Here is an 18,770-nt window from a genome sequence, read left to right on the forward strand (position 1 = left end):
TTTCATTTTCAGTGTTCTAAACAGTTTCAAGCAATGTTGACATTCAAAATGCAAAATGATAAAATGAAAAAGCGGTGCCCCTGTAGTTCAAAGGATAGAACGGCGGATTCCTAATCCGTAAATGGAGGTTCGATTCCTCCCAGGGGCACCAGAAAGAAGGGGCCGTTAGCTCAGCAGGTAGAGCACCTGACTCTTAATCAGGGGGTCGCAGGTTCGAATCCTGCACGGCCCACCAGGAAAGCGGAAGCCATGCTTCCCACCCCAAGACAAAGTCGAAGGGGTTTGAGATTGATAGAATCCAATTGGGAGGCGGGCTTTTGCCCGCTATTTTTTATAGGGAGGTCGGGAGCATAGAAAAGGAACAAGTACTGTTGAAAAATGAACAAATCAGGCACCCAAAAGTTCGAGTAATCGACTCAGACGGTAAACAAATTGGGGTTATATCTACAAAGGAAGCTATTGAATTAGCAAGGAGAAAAGGACTCGATTTGGTACTGGTTTCACCGAATAGTGATCCACCCGTTGCAAAGATCATGGACTTTGGAAAGTACATGTATCAGATCTCCAAAAGGCAGAAAGAAGCAAAGAAAAAACAAAAAATTCAAGAGACAAAACAGATGAAGTTCAGACTCAAAATCGATGAACACGATTATCAAACAAAGCTCAAACACATAAGAAGGTTTCTTGAAGATGGTGATAAAGTCAAGGTCACAATTATGTTCCGAGGCAGAGAAATCGCCTTTGCCGACAGAGGAAAACAGATCTTGGATCGAATAGCGAATGATCTCAATGATATAGCAGTAGTTGAAGCCGATGCAAAACTCGAAGGCAGAGATATGTGGATGCAGCTAAAGCCAAAAAATGGATGAGGAGGTTCAATCATGAGTAAGATGAAAGTTAGTAAAACAGCAGCCAAGAGGTTCAGAGTCACAAAGAACGGTAAAGTGCTTTACAATCACGCTCGCACACGACATACAACTGGTAAAAGAAAAAGATCTGCACTCAGGGTCCTAAGGAAAAAAGATACTCTGAGAAAAGGCGACGAAAAAAGAATCAAGAAATTACTCGCCTTGAGATGAGAGGAGGAAATAAACTATGAGAATCAAAAGATCGTTGCACGCCAAGAAAAAAAGAAGAGAAAGATTTTTAAAAGCTGCTAAAGGATATAGAGGTGCGATTAGTAGAAGGTATAAACTCGCAAAACAACATTATTACAGAGCAAAGTGGTATGCATACGTTGGCAGAAAAATTAAAAAGAGAGATTACAGGAGTTTGTGGATTACAAGAATCAATATTGCAGCAAGACAAAATGGCTTAAAATACAGCCAACTCATGCATGGATTAAAGCTTGCGAACGTTGCTATCAACAGGAAAATGCTCGCCGAACTTGCCGTAAATGATCCATCATCGTTCAGTGAATATGTAAAGATAGCTAAGGAACACCTTGAAAAACATGCTACCGTTTAAGTAATAAAGGCATCCCAATGGATGCCTTTATGTGTTATAATCTATGTGAATCCTTTAACAAACTTCTCGCGAGGAGGGTTCATGGTGGCTAATGTGCTTATAGAGATTAACGGGAAAAAGTATGAAGTTCCTTCAAATGTTTCGATCGTAGAAGCCTGTAACATCGCCGGAGTCTATGTACCCACTCTCTGTAACCACCCAAGACTTGAGCCAACTGGCGCTTGTCGTGTATGCGTTGTGGAAGTGGAAGGCGCGAGGAATCTTCAACCTGCCTGTGCTACGAAGGTTCAAGATGGTATGAAAATCAAAACCAAAACCGACAGAGTTCAAAAAGCTGTGAAATTCAACCTTTCATTATTACTTTCAAGACATCCCAAAGATTGTATGACCTGCGAATCAAATGGACGTTGTGAATTTCAAGATCTCATCTATCGTTACGAAGTCAAGGACTTATTCCCAGCCGAAGAAAAGGTCAGTGCTGTCTATGATGACAGCTCTCCTGCAATAGTCAGAGATCTTGAAAAATGTGTCGTATGCGGCAGATGCGTTAGGGCCTGTTCAGAACTCCAAGGAATGGATATTTATTCAATGGTTGAAAGAGGCTTTGAAACACTTCCTCAAACTGCCTTTGAAATGCCCGTTTATGAGACCGAATGTATCAGTTGTGGACAATGCTCGGCTTTCTGTCCAGTCGGTGCAATCACGGAAAACAGCAATGTTAGAAGGGTCCTTGAAGAACTCGAAAGACATGACAAGGTACTTGTAGTTCAGACGGCACCAGCGACAAGAGTTGCTATAGGTGAAGAATTTGGGCTTGAACCGGGTAGTATTTCAACGGGAAAGATGGTCGCAGCATTGAGAAGACTGGGTTTTGATTATGTCTTTGACACCAATTTTGCTGCTGACCTCACAATCATGGAGGAAGGCTCTGAGTTTCTTGAAAGACTCAAGAATGGTGGACCATTCCCGATGTTCACCTCTTGCTGTCCAGCGTGGATAAACATGGCTGAAAAAATCTACCCACAGTTTTTAAAGAATCTTTCCTCTTGTAAATCACCACACCAGATGTTAGGACCACTTGTAAAAACATATTTTGCAAAGAAAAAGGGAATCGATCCAGAAAAGATATTGGTCGTCTCCATCATGCCATGTACAGCAAAGAAAGACGATATAACACGGCCACAACACAAAATCGAAGATATGCCTGGCGTAGACATAGTCTTGACAACAAGAGAACTTGGAAAACTCATAAAGATCAAAAAGATTCCTTATGCATCTTTGCCTGATGAAGAGTATGACAACCCACTTGGTGAATCAACGGGTGCTGCTGCGATCTTTGGCGTCACCGGTGGTGTGATGGAAGCTGCTCTCAGAACTGCTTACGAACTTGGTCTTGGTAAACCTTTGCCAAAGGTTGAATTCACAAGTGTCCGTGGCTTTGAAGGTATCAAAGAAGCAACAATAGATTTTGATGGCAAGAAATTGAAGGTAGCAGTGGCTCATGGAGGTGCGAATGTTCGAAAGTTACTCGACAAGATCGTGGCAGGCGAAGCTTACTATGACTTTATAGAAATAATGGCGTGTCCAACTGGTTGTATAGGTGGTGGAGGCCAACCAAAGAGTCTCGATAAGAACGTGCTTGTAAAAAGGATGGAAGCTATATACACGATAGATGAAAGAAGTACCATAAGAAAATCCCATGAGAATCCATCGATTAAAAAGCTTTACGAGGAATTTCTCGAGCATCCATTGAGTCATGTTTCACATGAATTATTACATACAACGTACGTTGACAGATCAAAAAAGACCAAAACTTATAATCACGCAATGGCATAAAAGGATTTTTTCAATTCAACAAAAAAGGGCGGAAAAACCGCCCTTTTTCTATAAGATCACATATGTTAACACATCAAGATAATATTGACTTATAGATTAATGTATGATATATTTTGTACAAAACAGAACTAATTAAAAAGGATGTGGCGGAGACGAGGAGAAGACCATGTCCCAAGGTGGGGTATGGTCTTTTAAATTTCTTCAATAATTTTTGTAATCACTTAAGAAATCTAAACTACCATCTAAGGGGAGGTGTTGAAGGTGAAAAAGGTTTTTGTATTTATTCTGATTGTTTTTGCTGTCTTTTCACTTGCAAAAACCAAAATCCAGTTCTGGCATGCAATGGGTGGTTGGCGCATTGAAGTCATTCAAAATATGGTGAATGAATTCATGAAACTGAATCCAGATATCGAAGTCGAAGTACAGTATGTAGGAAGTTATGAAGAAATACTTGCGAAAACCGTTGCATCAGTTCAAGCAGGTACACCACCACATGTTGTTCAACTCAACGAAATAAGTACACAGAAGATGGTTGACAGCGGTGTTATTGTACCAGTACAAGATTTGGTTGACAAAGATCCATCATTTGATGTCGGTTTGTTCCTTCCACAGGTTTTGAATTACTACAAAGTTGGTGGAAAGCTTTATTCAATGCCGTGGAATAGCTCTACTCCACTGCTTTATTACAACAAAAACCTTTTTAAGGAAGTTGGATTGGACCCAAATAACCCCCCACGCACATACAGTGAATTAATCACAGCATGTAGAAAACTCATCAAAAAAGATGAAAAAGGCAATATCGTTAGAACTGGAATCACCTGGCCACTCTATTCTTGGTTCTTCGAAGAGTACATGGCTCTACAAAACCAGCCGCTGGTGGATAACAACAACGGAAGAACTGCAAAGGCGACAAAGGTGGTTTTCAACAATCAAGCTGGTCTCAACTTCATGAATCTGTGGAATACCTTGACAAAAGAAGGATTGATGATCAATACCAAGCGTGCTGACTGGACGGCTGCGCGGCAATTGTTCATCTCCCAGACGGTTGGTATGCTCATTTCATCGACATCAGATGTCGCACTTCTTATGACAGAATCTGTAAAACAAGGTTTTGAACTTGGTACAGCCTTCTTACCAGTCCCCGATGATGCACCGCGTGGTGGAGTGATTATCGGTGGTGGAAGTCTGTGGATCATAAAACAGAAAAATCAAGCAGAAATAGAAGCGGCATGGAAACTCGTGAAATATCTTGCTGAACCAGGACCTCAAATTATGTGGCATCAAGCAACAGGTTATTTCCCGATAAGGGTTGATGCAATACAAAAATTACAAGTTCAAGGATACTACAAAGACAACCCACACCATCTAACCGCCATCTTACAACTTTTGACAAGTGTGCAAAATTACAACACAAACGGAGCTATTATCGGCGCATTCCCTGAGGTAAGAGATGCAATTGAAACAGCTGTAGAGAAAATGATCTCCGGAACTTTAACTCCAAAGCAGGCACTTGACGAAGCAGAAAAGAACGCAAACAAGGCTATCAAAGAATACTTCTGATTGTGATGGCTGGCTTTCGCCAGCCGTCTTTTCTTGGAGGTGCCTTGGTGAGAAAGAAATTTCTACCTTATCTACTTTTGATACCAACTTATGTTGTGATTGTTCTGTTCATATATTTTCCTGCCTATGAATCTTTCAGTTCGAGTTTTTACCGCGTTTCTGTCTTTGGCAACAGGAAAATCTTTGTTGATTTTCAGAATTATTTGAATCTGTTTCAAGACAAAGATTATTTGGCATCTGTTAATTTCACATTGATCTACACCGCCGTGACAGTTTTATCTTCGATCTTTTTGTCTTTTTTCCTCGCACTCTTACTCGATCAGAAAGTACCAGGTGCGAGAATATACAGAACGCTGATTTTTGCTCCTTATGCCGTTTCACACGCTGTATCAGGAGCTCTTTGGGGCTTTCTATTAAATCCCGTAGTTGGACATGTCAATTATCTTTCAAGAATCTTGTTTGGTATACAAACCCAATGGTTAACTACAAGACCCTATGCTGCGTATTCTTTGATTTTTGCCTCGATTTGGAAAACTCTACCATTCAACGTGATCTTTTATCTTGCTGCACTTCAGAGTATCTCAAGTGAAGTCATAGAAGCAAGTGTCATAGATGGTGCAAGTTCGTGGGTTCGAGTATGGAAAGTCATTTTTCCCTTAGTTTCTCCAATTACATTCTATCTTGTGATAATGAGCTTGATTTCATCGATGTTCCAGTCATTTGCCATCATAGATGTTATGACAAAAGGTGGTCCAGGAGGTTATACAACGAACATGATCTACAAATTGTTCATGGATGGCTTTAGATTTCAAAAAACAGGGTTAGCAGCCGCCGAGAATGTTATTTTGTTTGGCATCATGATGATTGTAACAATTATTTACTTCGCCTTTGGTCAAAAGAGAGTTCACTATCAATAGGGGTGACTTTATGATGAAAAAGTCAAAAAGAAAACTCGTGAAAATAATAGTTGTCGAAATACTCTTATTGATTTCGAGCTTGATCATCTTTGCTCCTATATTTCTTGCTCTGGTAATGAGCATCCAACCACCTGAATTTGTCTTTGCTTATCCACCAAAATTTCTACCACAAGGTTTTTTCACAAAAAATTATTTAGATGCATTCAAAATAGTCCCATTTGCAAGAATGATGTTAAATAGCTTAATAATAGCTATTTTGATCACCCTTGGTAAGTTAGTGACTGGTTCGCTCTCTGGTTATGCATACGCAAATTTTCGTTTTAAAGGAGATAAAATAACTTTCTACATTCTTTTTGCCACTCTGTTCATTCCAGCCGAGATAGTTTTGATAGTTCCCCTGTTTAAAATAGTGAGTAAATTTGGTTGGACAAATACCTACTGGGCAATGACAATACCTTTCATGGCAAGTGCAACAAATACTTTTTTAATGCAACAGCACTTCAAAACAATACCAAAGGAATTCGAAGACGCTGCAATAATAGATGGTGCTACCAAGATACAGTACTTCACAAAAATCATTCTCCCACTCTCAAGACCAATCATAGCCGGTGCAGCGATCATAAATTTCACGTATGCCTGGAATATGTACCTTTGGCCCTTGATCGTCGCAATGGAAGATAAAATGAAGACAGTACAGGTCGCAATAAATATGATCATAAATGCAGAATCTTCCAACAACTGGGGTATAATCATGGCTGGTACTGTTATTGCGTTAGCTCCCACGTTAATCCTGTTTTTTGCCCTCCAAGATCTTTTTGTCAAATCACTTGTTGGAAGCGGGATAAAAGGATAAAAAGTCCCACCTGTTTTTTTCAGTGCGAAATTCTTTTGAATGCATGTGTATATTTTTTGCATATTGACTAATGTATCCAGCAGGTATATAATTTGATTCAGTGTTTCTAAACATATTAAACATATTTGTAAGCAACATATAACTTAGTTCAATATTTTAACAGTCATAAAAGGAGGATTGTTCGCTATGAAAACATTGCGAGGAAAAATGTTAATGTTGATTTTGCTACCAATTTTAGCACTTGTCACAGCAGTAGCCTTTATCGCCTATTTTCAAATTAGTAAGACAGTCACATCCAACATCGAAGAAATGGCATTTGAAGTGGCAAACAAAGCATCAGATATAGTGAATGAATGGATCAATGGACTTGTGAAAGAAGTGGAATGGCTCGCTGGGACAAATGCCGTTAACAACGCTCTAAAAAGTGGAAGTTGGGACGATTTGATGAAAAACTATCTACCACCGAGAATGAAACAAAAACCATATTTTGAAATGGCATTCATAGCATATCCAGATGGTAATGCCCCAACAACCCTTGGAAGTGTTACCAATGTTGCAGACAGATCTTACTTTATACAAATCATGAAACAGGGTAAAGACATAGCGATAAGCGACGCATTGATTTCAAAGGCAACAGGCAAACCAGTCTTTGTCATAGCATCTGCAGTAAAGGATGAAAACAACAAAACAATAGGGTTATTTGGAGCAACAATATTACTTGACACAATAAGTGATATAGCATCAAAAATCAAAATAGGTAAAGCTGGTTATGGTTGGGTGGTAGATTCTACCGGTTTAGTACTTGCTCATCCAAGCAAAGACGTAGTGATGAAACTCAACATCACCCAGGCATCAAAAGAAGGATATAAAGGAATAGAAGAGATAGCCAAAAAGATGCTCAATTCAGAAGAAGGATTTGGTAAATTCACCCATCCAGATGGATCTGTTGATTATGCCTTCTACGCACCCATAGACATAGTAAAAGGTTGGTCTTTTGCAGTGAGTATACCTGAAAAACAAGTACTCGCACAGGTCAACAACCTACTCATGATTATCATAATCATCTTTGCTATCTTGATTGGTATAGCAGCAATACTCATACTCTTTGTTTCCACGTCGATATCAAAACCCATTAAAGCATTGGCGAATAAAGCAACTGAATTTGGTAAAGGAGATCTAACAGTGAAATTTGAAGCAAAGGGCAAAGATGAAGTATCACAGATGGCACAAGCCTTAGAACAAATGGCAGAATCATTGAAAGAATCTATGAGAACAATCCAAGAAGGATCAAACCAAATACATGCATCTTCAGAGAATTTAGCAAGCACAGCTCAAGAAGTGAGTGCAACCAGTGAAGAATTATCCTCACAGATGGAAGAAGTAAATAAATCAGCACAGAATGCAAGTGCATCGATACAAGAAGTGACAAGTGGTATAGAAGAAGTAGCAGCCAGTGCACAGAACGTATCTAAATCAGCTCAAGGATTAACAGAAAAAGCATCAGAGGTGAACAATGCAGCCAAAGAAGGAGAGAAAGCAGTACAGAGTATAGTACAGATAATAAACCAGACCAAAGAGAAATCAACACAAACAGAGAAGGCAGTGAATGAATTAAGTGAAAGGGCAAAGAACATACAAGAGATAGTACAAACAATAAACTCAATAGCAGAACAGACAAACTTATTGGCATTGAATGCAGCGATAGAAGCAGCGAGGGCAGGAGAAGCAGGTAGGGGATTTGCAGTAGTAGCAGATGAGATAAGAAAACTTGCAGAAGAGAGTAAGAAAGCGACAGACAAGATAGGACAGATATTGAATCAGATCCAACAAGGAGCACAACAAGCGAGTATAGTTACAACTGAGACGGTGAAGGTAGTAGAGAAGGCAACAGAACAATCTGAGGTAGTAAGAGAAAGGTTAATGAATATTCTAAAACAAGTAGAGACGATAAGTAGTCAGATAGAGAGTTTAGCAGCGAGTGCACAGGAACAGAGTGCAGCGGCACAAGAGATGAGTAGTGCAATGGACAGTGCAACAAAGTCAATAACATCCATAGCACAACAGATAGAAGAGATGACTCAAGCAGTAAAACAACAAGCTGATTCAAGTCAAAGTGTTTCAAGTGCTTCTGAAGAGTTATCTTCTATCGCTGAAACTCTTGTTGAACAGGTTAGAAAGTTTAAGATTTAAGAATAAATCGGAAAATTCACCCAACCAAATAAGGGGCATTACTGCTCCTTATTTTTTCACTCCTTAGATTTGCTTGAAAGCAACACTTCTTTTATGAAGTTGTGATAAAAATGAGCTAATGAACATAATAGTTGATGATCCTGTACAATCGATTTGATTTCGCGGAAAGAAGGGATGAAAGTGAAGAGATCCAACGCCATTTTTTATCTGGCACTTGCTGCTTCTTTGTGGAGTTTGGCTGGTATTTTGATAAAACTTGTTCAATGGAATCCATTGGCAATCGCAGGTGCAAGGAGTGCGATCTCTGCACTGATTATATGGGCATATATTAGAAAACCAAAGTTCACGTGGAAATCAGATCAAATTCTGGCGGCTTTGTTTTACATGGCAACTGTTTTGTTGTTCGTTTGCGCAAACAAATTCACAACAGCAGCTAACGCGATCTTACTTCAATATGGTTCACCTGTGTATGTAGCTATCTTCGGCTCTTTAATCTTAAAAGAAAAAACAAAAATCAGCGACTGGGTAACGATTGGCCTTGTTATTTTTGGTATGTTTCTTTTCTTTCTTGATAAACTTGGACCAAGCAGCTTTGCAGGAAACATCATGGGTGTGCTGAGTGGCGTTGCGTTTGCGTTCTTGATAATTTTTTTGCGGAAACAGAAAGATGCTTCACCTATTGAATCGACGTTGATGGGCAACATTTTAACGGCATTAATAGGCTTGCCATTCATGTTCAGAAGTGTTCCTAATGCGATTAGCTGGGTTGGAATAATCCTCTTAGGTGTTTTCCAGCTTGGTTTGTCTTACATACTCTATTCAACTGCTATAAAATATGTGACTGCGCTTGAAGCGATACTGATTTCTGTTATTGAACCCATACTGAATCCCATCTGGGTCTTTTTATTTGCTGGTGAAAAACCATCTACATGGGCGTTCTTTGGTGGCACTATTATATTAACCTCAGTCACTTTGAGATATGCTTTGCCAGCGTTGAAAAATAAATCCGTGAAATCTAACGCTTGATCAGAACTCATTCGGAAAGATTTTATCTGGATTGAGTATATCATTTGGATCGATTGCTTGTTTGATCTTTTTCATGATCTCGATCTCTGTCTGAGTCAAAAAGATTCTCAGATAATCTTTCCTTTTGACCCCTATTCCATGTTCACCTGTCATAGTACCACCAAGGTCTGCCGTAACGCAGTATAATTCTTCCAAGCATTTGTGCATAGCCTCATCCCACTGTTTTTCCGCCATGTTTTCTGGTTTGAGAAAGGTCACATGAACATTCCCATCTCCCACATGACCAAAATTCAATACCTCTACGCCATTCCTTTGAGCTATGTCATAAGTTGAATTTATAAGCGTTGGGATGGACTTTATAGGTACTCCAACATCTTCCATACAATGCTTTGGTCTAAAAGCTATGATTCCTTCAGCTATAGCCTTTCTGAATTTCCAGATCTTCATTTTTTGATGTCTATTGTCTGCAATGTAGACCTCCAATGCACCCATCTGCTGAAGTTTTTCTCCTAAGGAGATATATGCTTTTGTGAGACTCTCTTTATCAAGACCTTCTATTTCAAAAATTAAATGGCAATCGACGCCTTGTTGTGGAATATTTTCATTCAAAAATTTAGAAGAGATTTCCACAGAATATTTATCCATCAACTCGATAGAAGTTGGTAATATGCCAGATTGACTCAAAACTTTCGGTACACAAGATACAGCAGTTTCCATATCTTTAAAAGGTGTCAGTAGTACTGCGGAATACTTTGGCTTTGGTATCAGTCTGAGAATGATCTTTGTGATTATTCCCAGTGTACCTTCGCTACCTACAAACAACCTGATCATGTCATAACCCATAACATTTTTCATCATCTTTCCACCGAAGTTGACAATTTCTCCGGTTGGCAAGACTACTTCGAGTCCCAAGACATGAAAGGCAGTAGGGCCATATTTGAGTACCTTAACACCACCTGCATTCTCCGCAACATTACCGCCTATGGAAGAACTTTCACTACTTGCTGGATCTCCGGCATAGAATAAACCATGCTCTTCAGCCAATTTTTGTATCTCATCAGTTATCACACCAGGTTCCACAACAACTGCCATATTTTCAAGATCCAGCTCTAAAATATGATTCATCTTTTCAAGTGAAAGTACTATTCCACCGCTCTTTGGTATCGCACCTCCAGAAAGCCCTGTGCCGGCTCCTCTTGGCGTAACTGGTATTTTATACTCGTTCGCGATCTTCAATATTTCACTTACCTGTTCGGTATTGTTTGCAAAGACTACAGCCATGGGTAAAGAAGGTTCAACAGAACTCGTTTCATCCTTAGAATATTTTTCGATTTCATCGTATTCAGTCTTCACATTTTCTCGTCCAACGATGGACTTGAGTTTTTCTATAATTTTATTCATTTTCTTCACCTTCCAGTATTCTTACAATCTGTTCAAGTGTACTGTAAGCATCAGCAACTAAGCCTATATCTGCTACCTTGAATATCGGTGCATATTTGTCTTTGTTAATTGCAATCACGATCTCAGATGTTTGCATACCCGCTATGTGCTGTACTGCTCCAGAAATACCTGCCGCGATATATACCTTCGGTTTCACCGTTTTTCCGCTCAAACCCACCTGATGATCGTGTGAAAACCATTTTGCGTCTACAACTGCTCTTGTCGCACCAACTCCACCGTTGACAACTCTGGCAAGTCTTTCTGCGATTTCCGTGTTCTCTTTCCTTCTCAAACCCTTCCCGACCGACACAACAACCTCTGCCTGATCAATCTGTGCGCTCGACTCTCTTTTTTCGGCACTTATGAACTCGCAACGATCTTTTACATCGATTATTTGTTCTAATTGGACTATTCCTTTTCTCTTCTTTGGTTGAATTGAAAACGATTTTGGACGTACAGTAGCCATCTGCGGACGGTGCTTTGGTGTGATGATCGTTGCCATGACATTACCACCTATAGCAGGTCTTGTTTGTAAGAGATTTCCGTTTTCATCTACATCGAGATCGGTACAATCTGCTGTCAGACCTGTTTTAAGCTTTGCAGCAAGTGCTGGCATGATCGTTCTTCCAAAAGTGGTCGCAGGCGCTAAGAGAATAGATGGTTTGTATTTGAGCACAACGTTTTCGAGATTTATCAGAAATGGATAAAGCGAGAAATGTTCAAATTTTTCCGATAACAGTAAAACAGTTGCATCGGCATAATCTTTTACATCGTCTATTTTCAAAGACTTTGGACCAACTATGAAAAGATAAACTTCACTTTGAATCTTGTGTGCCATTTGATTTGCCTTGCCCAAGAGTTCAATTGTATTTCTATCTATCTGATTATTTATGATCCCGATCATTTTTGAACACTTCCTTTGTATTTTCTCAAAATTCGCACTACTTCCTGAATACCTTCATTCAAATCCTTTCCTTCAAAAAAGCGACAGTCCCTTGATAATTTTGTATTATAGACCTTCACAACTCTTGTTGGAGAACCAACCAACCCTACTTCGTTGCTTTCCAGTCTCAGGTCTTTGGCACTGTAAATCTCCACTCTCTTGGACAAAGCCAGTTTCTTACCAGATAGGGTAGGCAATCTTGGTTCACTAACACTCCTTAGGACCGATATCAAAGCAGGAAGTTTGATTCTCCATCTTTCGTAAGCATCTTCGGTTGTTTTTTCAACGACAACAGAATCGTTCTCGAGTGATATAAACTTCGATACATAAGTCACAACTGGCAGATTCAAAAGAACAGCAAACTCAATACCAACCTGTCCTGTTTCACCATCGGTTGCCTTTTCTCCACAGATGACAAGATCATATTCTATATTCAATCTCTTCACAGCTTCCGAGAGCGTATAACTGGTTGCCCAAGTATCAGATCCGGCAAAAGCTGAATCCGAGAGCAAAATTGCCCTATCAGCACCAAGCGCAAGTGTGTCACGTAATACCATTTCTGTACTCATAGGTCCCATACTCAAAACTGTGATTCGGGCTTGATGAGTCTCTTTCAAAAACAAAGCGAGCTCAAGTGCATGCAGATCCAATGGATTGATAACAACATCGAGTCCTTCTCGAATCATCGTACCAGTCACTGGATCGATCTTCACTTTATCTGTATCTGGGACCTGTTTTACCAAAACTAAGATTTTCATGAATTTCTCTCCCCTTCTCTTAGCTGTACATATCTTATACCATAAATGACTATAATGTAAAGACATATTGCCTTGAGATTTGTTATAATACTATAAAAAAGGAGGATGAAACATGAACTTTGAACAGATGATTGGCGAACTCTTCATGATTGGAATACCAGGAAAAGAGCTTGACGATCAAACAATTAAGGCCCTTGAAGAAATCAGACCAGGTTTTGTGATCCTTTTTGCAAGGAATATCGAATCTGCATCTCAAATCAACAATCTAATAGTACAGATCACACAAGTTGTGAAGAAACCCGTTGTCTTTGCTATAGATCAGGAGGGTGGAATTGTAACACGACTCAGAGAAGGTTTTGCCGTTTCTTGTGGTGCCATGGCACTTGCAGCAACTGGTGACAAGACAAATGCATATCTTGCTGGAAAGATTCTGGCAAAAGAGATGAAATCAATTGGCATAACATGGAATCTTGCCCCGGTCGTTGATATAAACGACAATCCCAATAACCCAGGAATCGGTGTCAGAAGTTTTGGAGACACTCCTGAAAAAGTTGCGATCTTTTCTTCGGCATTTTATTCTGGTTTGAAGGAGATCGGTGTTGCGGCTTGTGCAAAACATTTTCCAGGCAAGGGCAGTGTGAATGTAGATGCACATTTAGATATGCCAACCTTGGATAAAGACTTGAGAGAACTTGAAAGATGGGAATTGTTACCATTCAAAGAATTGATGAATATGGGTATAGAGTCTGTTATGCCATCTCACATATATCTCCCAAAATTGCAAAAAAACAGAATGCCAGCAACAGTTAGCAAAGAAATAGTCACAGATCTCTTAAGAAAGAAATTGAGATATGATGGTATAGCTGTCGCTGATGATCTACTCATGGGTGGCATCACAAAGAATATGTCTGTTGAAGATGCTGTATTAGAGTCTTTCAAAGCCGGTATGGATGTACTCACTGTCTGTCATGAACCGACAGTACAGTTATCAGCCGTGAGATCCCTGGCAAGAAAAATAAACGATGACCCAGTACTCGAGAGCAGATTGAGAGAATCTTTGGCAAGGATTCGAAAATTCAAAGAAAAATTCGCACCAACTTTCTCAAACAAAATCGATTTGGATTTTTCACAAGATCAGAAAATAATGCAAAAAATAGCAGATCAATCTATAACACTTGTGAGTGACTCAGATCAGATGATACCTGTTCAACTTTCAAAAGATGACTTTGTAGTAACTGTGAAGACAAGTAGACTCGTTCAAGTGCAAGAAACAGAACCCGGTGTACCATGGATCGCAAAAGAATTGTCAAAGAGATTTTCTACAAAATTTCTCGTGATCGAAAAAGACAAACCAATCGATATATCAGGAAATAGGTGTGTCTTTTTCACTGAAAATGCACATCTCTCAGATTGGCAGAAACTTGCCATTGAGAACGTTCGAGAGAATTTCAAAAAACTATTAATAGTCGCATTGAGAAATCCATATGATTGTTTCTTGGTTGAATCTTCGTCAATTTGTTCTTATAGCTATGAAATAGTTTCTCAAGAAGCACTTCTAAAAGTACTGTTGGGAGAAATCAAACCAGTCGGACAACTACCTGTGGAGGTGCGAAAATGAGTCTGTCTAAATTACCCACAGAATTGCCAAATCCAAAATCAAAAGATCTCGACACAAAAGACACCATTGAGATACTTAAAATCATCAACGAAGAAGATGCCGTTGTAACCTTGGCAGTGCGCGAAGTCTTACCTCAAATAAACGAAGTTGTTCACATGTGCTTAAAAGCATTGAAAACAGGTGGACGTGTTTTTTATGTCGGAGCAGGTACAAGTGGTAGGGTGGCTTTCATCGATGCCGTTGAACTCATACCAACTTACAGCTTACCAGAAAATGTCTTCATACCGATAATAGCAGGTGGTCATGAAGCACTTGGAAGATCATTAGAAGGTGTCGAAGACGATGAAGAAGGCGCAGTGAAAGACCTTGAGAAACATCGATTAGAGTCGAAAGACGTTGTCATTGGCATAGCGGCAAGTGGACGGACTCCTTATGTTGCAGGAGCACTCAATTATGCCAAGAAATGTGGTTGTCATACTGCCTTGATATGCAATGTGAAAAATCCAGAACTCGGACCACTGGCTGATATTGTAGTAAGTGCTGAAACAGGACCAGAAGTTGTTGCTGGTAGCACAAGAATGAAAGCAGGCTCTGCACAAAAGATGATCTTGAATATGATAAGTACTACAATCATGGTCAAGATGGGCAAGGTCTTCGATAACCTGATGGTTGATGTGATGGTCCTAAATGAAAAACTAAAAGAAAGAGCTTGCAATATGATTATGCAAATAACAAAAGTCGATAAAAAAACAGCTGCAGAATATCTGGCTAAATCTGATTACAATGTAAAACAAGCAATCCTCATGATCATGTCGGGTAAAACACTCGAAGAATGTCGAAGAGTTTTAAAGGATCATCCAAGTTTAAGGGAAGCGCTGTACATGGTCGGTAAAAAATGATGTATGATGCTTTTAATCTAATTTTTTGAAAGAGGGGATAGAGATGGATAAGGAATACCCAATACCACTTTATTATCGAGTTTATCAGAATCTCAAGCAGAAGATTCTCGATGGGATCTACAAACCAGGGGATCGCATACCGCCTGAGTCCGAATTGGTACAGATTTACAATGTAAGTAGGTTGACGGTAAGAAGAGCACTCGAAGAACTCAGATCTGAAGGATTTATAAACAGGGCCAAAGGCAAAGGGACATTCATCACCGGTAGAAAAGAAGAAGAACAAATGAATGTACTCAAGGGTTTTACGGACAAGGCAAAGGAAGAGGGGTTTTCCGTCAAATCTGTAGTACTCGAGAACAAGTTAGTCGAAGTTCCTCCAGAACTTGAAGAGATATTCCAAATTGAACACGGTACAATGGTGATATTGCTCAAACGCATAAGATACATGAACGAAGATCCAGTTGCCATCGAAAGTGCATATCTAAACACAGCTGTGGATATAAGACTTTTGAATATTTTGAAGAAAGACATGTCAAAAGAATCTTTGTATGACTTTTTGAGAAATGAACTAAAACTTCCACTGGTACGTGCTTATGAGATTCTCGAGGTAACCGAGGTTTCTGGACTTGATGCAAAGCATTTGAGTGTTCCAGTTGGTACTTGCTCACTGCTGAGAAAGCGTTATACATACACATCTAATAATCGGTGTGTTGAATTTGTCAGATCTATCTACAGAGGAGACAAATACAGATTCAAAATCGAATTAAAAACAACTGGTGTCTTTGAAAAATGAAAACCATAAAGGGGGTGCTTTCATGAAAAAGTTTTTGGTGGCTATTTTGGCAGTTTTTGCAGTAGTTGGAGCTTTTGCAGTTGGTGGAAAGTTAGTCATTGCAATGGAAACAGAACCAGTCGGCTTAGACCCGCATCTTGTGACAGCCTTTGCATCACACAGAGTTTTGGAAAATATCTATGACAGTTTACTCAAGTATGGTGATGGTATGAAATTATTGCCAAATCTCGCCGAAGAAGCTCAGGCGGTAGATCCTTACACGATTGTCTTTAAGATCAGAGAAGGTGTGAAATTTCACGATGGAACTCCCTTGACCGTTGAAGATGTACTTTTCAGTTTTCAAAGGATACTGAATCCAGATACAAAATCACCTGCTGCCGCATTTTATCAAGATGTCGAATCTATCAAAGCCATAGGTGATAACAAAATCGAGTTCAAACTGAAAAAACCCATGGCAAGTGCCCTTCTACCTAACTTTGCAGGTGTGAACAGCTCGATAGTCTCGAAAAAATTTGTTGAGTCAGGGAAAAATATGCAACTTGAAACCAACGGAACAGGTCCGTTCTATCTGGCTGAATATGTGCCTGGCAATTACATGATCTTGAAGAAAAATCCTTACTACTTTGTGAAGGACCAACCTCAACTTGATGAGATTAAGATCGTGTTCATGCCAGAAGAAGTTTCCAGAGTAGCAGCTTTGAAGAATGGCGATGTGGACATAGCGAAAATCAACGAACCATTGAATCTCAAACAATTTCCAGAAGGTAAATTTAAAATCTATCGATCACCTGTACTCAGTTACTATCTCATAGGTATCAACACTACAAGAAAACCCTTGAACGACCCAAGGGTAAGAAATGCGCTTAATTACGCCATCAACAGAGAGGCAATTATAAAGGCAGTGGTCTTTTCCGAGGGTGTTGTTACAGGACCACTGAACCCTGCCGTTCAACCATGGGCACTTCAACCAAAGGCTTTTGATGAATACACATACAACCCTGCAAAGGCAAAAGAACTTTTGGCACAAGCTGGTTATCCAAATGGTTTTGAGTTTGAAATTGTGACTTCCCAGAGATACAATTTCGATAAAGTTGCACAGGTGATTCAAGCTCAACTTGCTGAAATTGGCGTTAAGGTGAAGATCGCCTTGGTCGAATGGGGTATATTCATCAAAAGATGGCGTGAGAGTGATTTTGACGCGTTTATTTCCATGAACAGTGGATCAATAGAACCTGATGTCCAATTTTACAGAACATTCCATACAGGTGGATCAACAAATGTTTTCTTGTATTCAAATCCAAAAGTTGATGAGCTACTCGATCTTGGAAGAAGCGAAGTCGATATATCGAAGAGAAAAGCTATTTACGATGAATTACAAAGAATCATTGTAAAAGAATCACCCGTCATATTCTTGTACAGTGCAAACCAGATTTTTGTGAGTAATGCATCTGTTGAAGGCTTTAAACTTCTTGCAAACGAGAGTCTTGTGTTCTTAAGGGAGACATATAAGAAGTGAGCCTTGGTTATCTCATAAGACGTATCATTACATCGATTCCAACGGTTTTGTTTGTTGCTTTTGTAGTTTTTATAATGATACACCTTGTTCCAGGTGATGTCGTAGATATGATTTTAGGAACACAGAATTATCTCACAAAAGAACAGATAAACCAGTTGTACAAGCAATATGGTCTCGATAAACCTTTGATCGTTCAATTTGGCATATGGTTGAAAAATCTGGCAACATTAGATTTTGGTACATCACTTAGAACAGGAAAAAAAGTTATAGATCTGATATTCGACAGATTTCCGGTGACCCTGGAATTGTCTGTTTTATCGATGTTCTTCGCAACTATCATAGGAATTCCACTTGGCATTATCGCCGCTATCAAGAAAAACTCTTTTGTTGATGGATTGGTCAGAGTTATCGGATTGATAGGTCTTTCGTCCCCATCTTTCTGGGTGGGGGCGATTTTGATCGTGATCTTTGCGGGACTATTCCAAGGATTCAATATATTTGGTTATGTACACATGAAGGAAGATATCTTGAAGAATTTGCAGGTGATGTTTTTACCATCTTTAACACTTGGCTTGATGCTTTCAGCTCAAATCATGAGAATGACAAGATCATCGATGCTCGATGTTTTGCAGCAGGAATACATGAAGACTGCTAAAGCAAAAGGCGTGAGTTATTCAAAACTCATAGGGAAACATGCCCTTAAAAATGCATTGATACCAATCATAACACTTTCTGGTATTCAACTTGGATATCTCTTGGCAGGGACGATCGTCATAGAAAATATGTTTGCATTACCTGGATTGGGAAGATTACTTTTACAGGCAGTTAACGAGAGAGATTATCCAGTTATTCAATTTGTGGTGATGTTCATAGCTTTAGTTATTGTCGTCTTGAACATAATCGTTGACTTCATTTACACTCTTGTTGATCCACGTGTTGAATTAAGGTGAGGAT

Annotated in this window: 17 protein-coding genes and 2 tRNA genes; 16 read left to right on the forward strand and 3 right to left on the reverse strand. The window is 39.4% G+C overall.

Annotated elements, in window-relative coordinates:
* The first annotated feature begins 76 nt into the window (after nucleotides 1-76).
* The 11 genes from TSP02S_RS09600 to TSP02S_RS09650 all read left to right on the forward strand — a co-directional run bounded on the left by TSP02S_RS09600 (nucleotide 77) and on the right by TSP02S_RS09650 (nucleotide 9,849).
* A tRNA-Arg gene (locus TSP02S_RS09600) sits at nucleotides 77-151 on the forward strand.
* An 8-nt stretch (nucleotides 152-159) separates the two neighbouring features.
* Nucleotides 160-235, forward strand: a tRNA-Lys gene (locus tag TSP02S_RS09605).
* Nucleotides 236-317: 82 nt separating this feature from the next.
* Nucleotides 318-869 carry a translation initiation factor IF-3 gene (gene infC / locus TSP02S_RS09610; protein WP_082026019.1) on the forward strand — a complete coding sequence of 184 codons (552 nt, stop codon included), beginning with the start codon at nucleotides 318-320 and terminating at the stop codon, nucleotides 867-869.
* A 12-nt stretch (nucleotides 870-881) separates the two neighbouring features.
* On the forward strand, nucleotides 882-1,079 hold the full coding sequence (rpmI, locus tag TSP02S_RS09615) for a 50S ribosomal protein L35 (protein ID WP_041083653.1): 198 nt from the start codon (nucleotides 882-884) through the stop codon (nucleotides 1,077-1,079).
* Between the two features lie 16 nt (nucleotides 1,080-1,095).
* On the forward strand, nucleotides 1,096-1,467 hold the full coding sequence (gene rplT, locus TSP02S_RS09620; RefSeq protein ID WP_041083654.1) for a 50S ribosomal protein L20: 372 nt from the start codon (nucleotides 1,096-1,098) through the stop codon (nucleotides 1,465-1,467).
* Nucleotides 1,468-1,551: 84 nt separating this feature from the next.
* On the forward strand, nucleotides 1,552-3,303 hold the full coding sequence (locus TSP02S_RS09625) for an NADH-dependent [FeFe] hydrogenase, group A6 (RefSeq protein ID WP_041083655.1): 1,752 nt from the start codon (nucleotides 1,552-1,554) through the stop codon (nucleotides 3,301-3,303).
* Between the two features lie 261 nt (nucleotides 3,304-3,564).
* A complete protein-coding gene (locus tag TSP02S_RS09630; RefSeq protein ID WP_041083656.1) occupies nucleotides 3,565-4,863 on the forward strand; it encodes an ABC transporter substrate-binding protein in 1,299 nt (432 codons plus the stop codon).
* Between the two features lie 47 nt (nucleotides 4,864-4,910).
* Complete coding sequence (locus TSP02S_RS09635; RefSeq protein ID WP_041083657.1) at nucleotides 4,911-5,780, forward strand: carbohydrate ABC transporter permease; 870 nt, start codon at nucleotides 4,911-4,913, stop codon at nucleotides 5,778-5,780.
* Between the two features lie 13 nt (nucleotides 5,781-5,793).
* The gene (locus TSP02S_RS09640; protein WP_041084399.1) at nucleotides 5,794-6,633 is read left to right on the forward strand and encodes a carbohydrate ABC transporter permease; all 840 of its coding nucleotides are present in this window, start codon (nucleotides 5,794-5,796) and stop codon (nucleotides 6,631-6,633) included.
* 186 nt (nucleotides 6,634-6,819) lie between these two features.
* On the forward strand, nucleotides 6,820-8,823 hold the full coding sequence (locus TSP02S_RS09645) for a methyl-accepting chemotaxis protein (RefSeq protein ID WP_041083658.1): 2,004 nt from the start codon (nucleotides 6,820-6,822) through the stop codon (nucleotides 8,821-8,823).
* A gap of 180 nt (nucleotides 8,824-9,003) precedes the next feature.
* Entirely contained in the window at nucleotides 9,004-9,849 is an 846-nt protein-coding gene (locus TSP02S_RS09650) for a DMT family transporter (RefSeq protein WP_232503702.1), read from the forward strand.
* On the opposite strand, the gene TSP02S_RS09655 is transcribed toward TSP02S_RS09650, so the two are convergent.
* Genes TSP02S_RS09655 through TSP02S_RS09665 form a run of 3 tightly spaced genes read right to left on the reverse strand, consistent with a single transcriptional unit; the run spans nucleotide 9,850 to nucleotide 12,990 of the window.
* Entirely contained in the window at nucleotides 9,850-11,250 is a 1,401-nt protein-coding gene (locus TSP02S_RS09655) for an FAD-binding oxidoreductase (protein WP_041083660.1), read from the reverse strand. It lies immediately after the preceding gene.
* Entirely contained in the window at nucleotides 11,243-12,193 is a 951-nt protein-coding gene (locus TSP02S_RS09660) for an electron transfer flavoprotein subunit alpha/FixB family protein (RefSeq protein WP_041083661.1), read from the reverse strand. The genes TSP02S_RS09655 and TSP02S_RS09660 overlap by 8 nt, the downstream gene beginning before the upstream one ends.
* Entirely contained in the window at nucleotides 12,190-12,990 is an 801-nt protein-coding gene (locus TSP02S_RS09665) for an electron transfer flavoprotein subunit beta/FixA family protein (RefSeq protein WP_041083662.1), read from the reverse strand. The genes TSP02S_RS09660 and TSP02S_RS09665 overlap by 4 nt, the downstream gene beginning before the upstream one ends.
* Nucleotides 12,991-13,102: 112 nt before the next feature.
* On the opposite strand from TSP02S_RS09665, the gene nagZ reads away from it, so the two are divergent.
* The 5 genes from nagZ to TSP02S_RS09690 are packed head-to-tail and all read left to right on the forward strand — an operon-like array spanning nucleotide 13,103 to nucleotide 18,766.
* Entirely contained in the window at nucleotides 13,103-14,608 is a 1,506-nt protein-coding gene (gene nagZ / locus TSP02S_RS09670; protein ID WP_041083663.1) for a beta-N-acetylhexosaminidase, read from the forward strand.
* On the forward strand, nucleotides 14,605-15,507 hold the full coding sequence (gene murQ / locus TSP02S_RS09675) for an N-acetylmuramic acid 6-phosphate etherase (RefSeq protein ID WP_041083664.1): 903 nt from the start codon (nucleotides 14,605-14,607) through the stop codon (nucleotides 15,505-15,507). Before nagZ ends, murQ begins: the two co-directional genes overlap by 4 nt.
* A 43-nt stretch (nucleotides 15,508-15,550) precedes the next feature.
* Nucleotides 15,551-16,300, forward strand: a complete 750-nt coding sequence (locus TSP02S_RS09680) for a GntR family transcriptional regulator (RefSeq protein WP_041083665.1) — start codon at nucleotides 15,551-15,553, stop codon at nucleotides 16,298-16,300.
* Between the two features lie 22 nt (nucleotides 16,301-16,322).
* On the forward strand, nucleotides 16,323-17,816 hold the full coding sequence (locus TSP02S_RS09685) for an ABC transporter substrate-binding protein (protein WP_041083666.1): 1,494 nt from the start codon (nucleotides 16,323-16,325) through the stop codon (nucleotides 17,814-17,816).
* Nucleotides 17,813-18,766 (forward strand): ABC transporter permease, encoded by a 954-nt coding sequence (locus TSP02S_RS09690; RefSeq protein WP_041083667.1) that lies wholly within the window; start codon nucleotides 17,813-17,815, stop codon nucleotides 18,764-18,766. The genes TSP02S_RS09685 and TSP02S_RS09690 overlap by 4 nt, the downstream gene beginning before the upstream one ends.
* Nucleotides 18,767-18,770: the final 4 nt, after the last annotated feature.

Origin of the sequence: Thermotoga profunda AZM34c06 (assembly GCF_000828675.1) — a bacterium.
In the GTDB taxonomy this organism is placed as follows: domain Bacteria; phylum Thermotogota; class Thermotogae; order Thermotogales; family DSM-5069; genus Pseudothermotoga_B; species Pseudothermotoga_B profunda.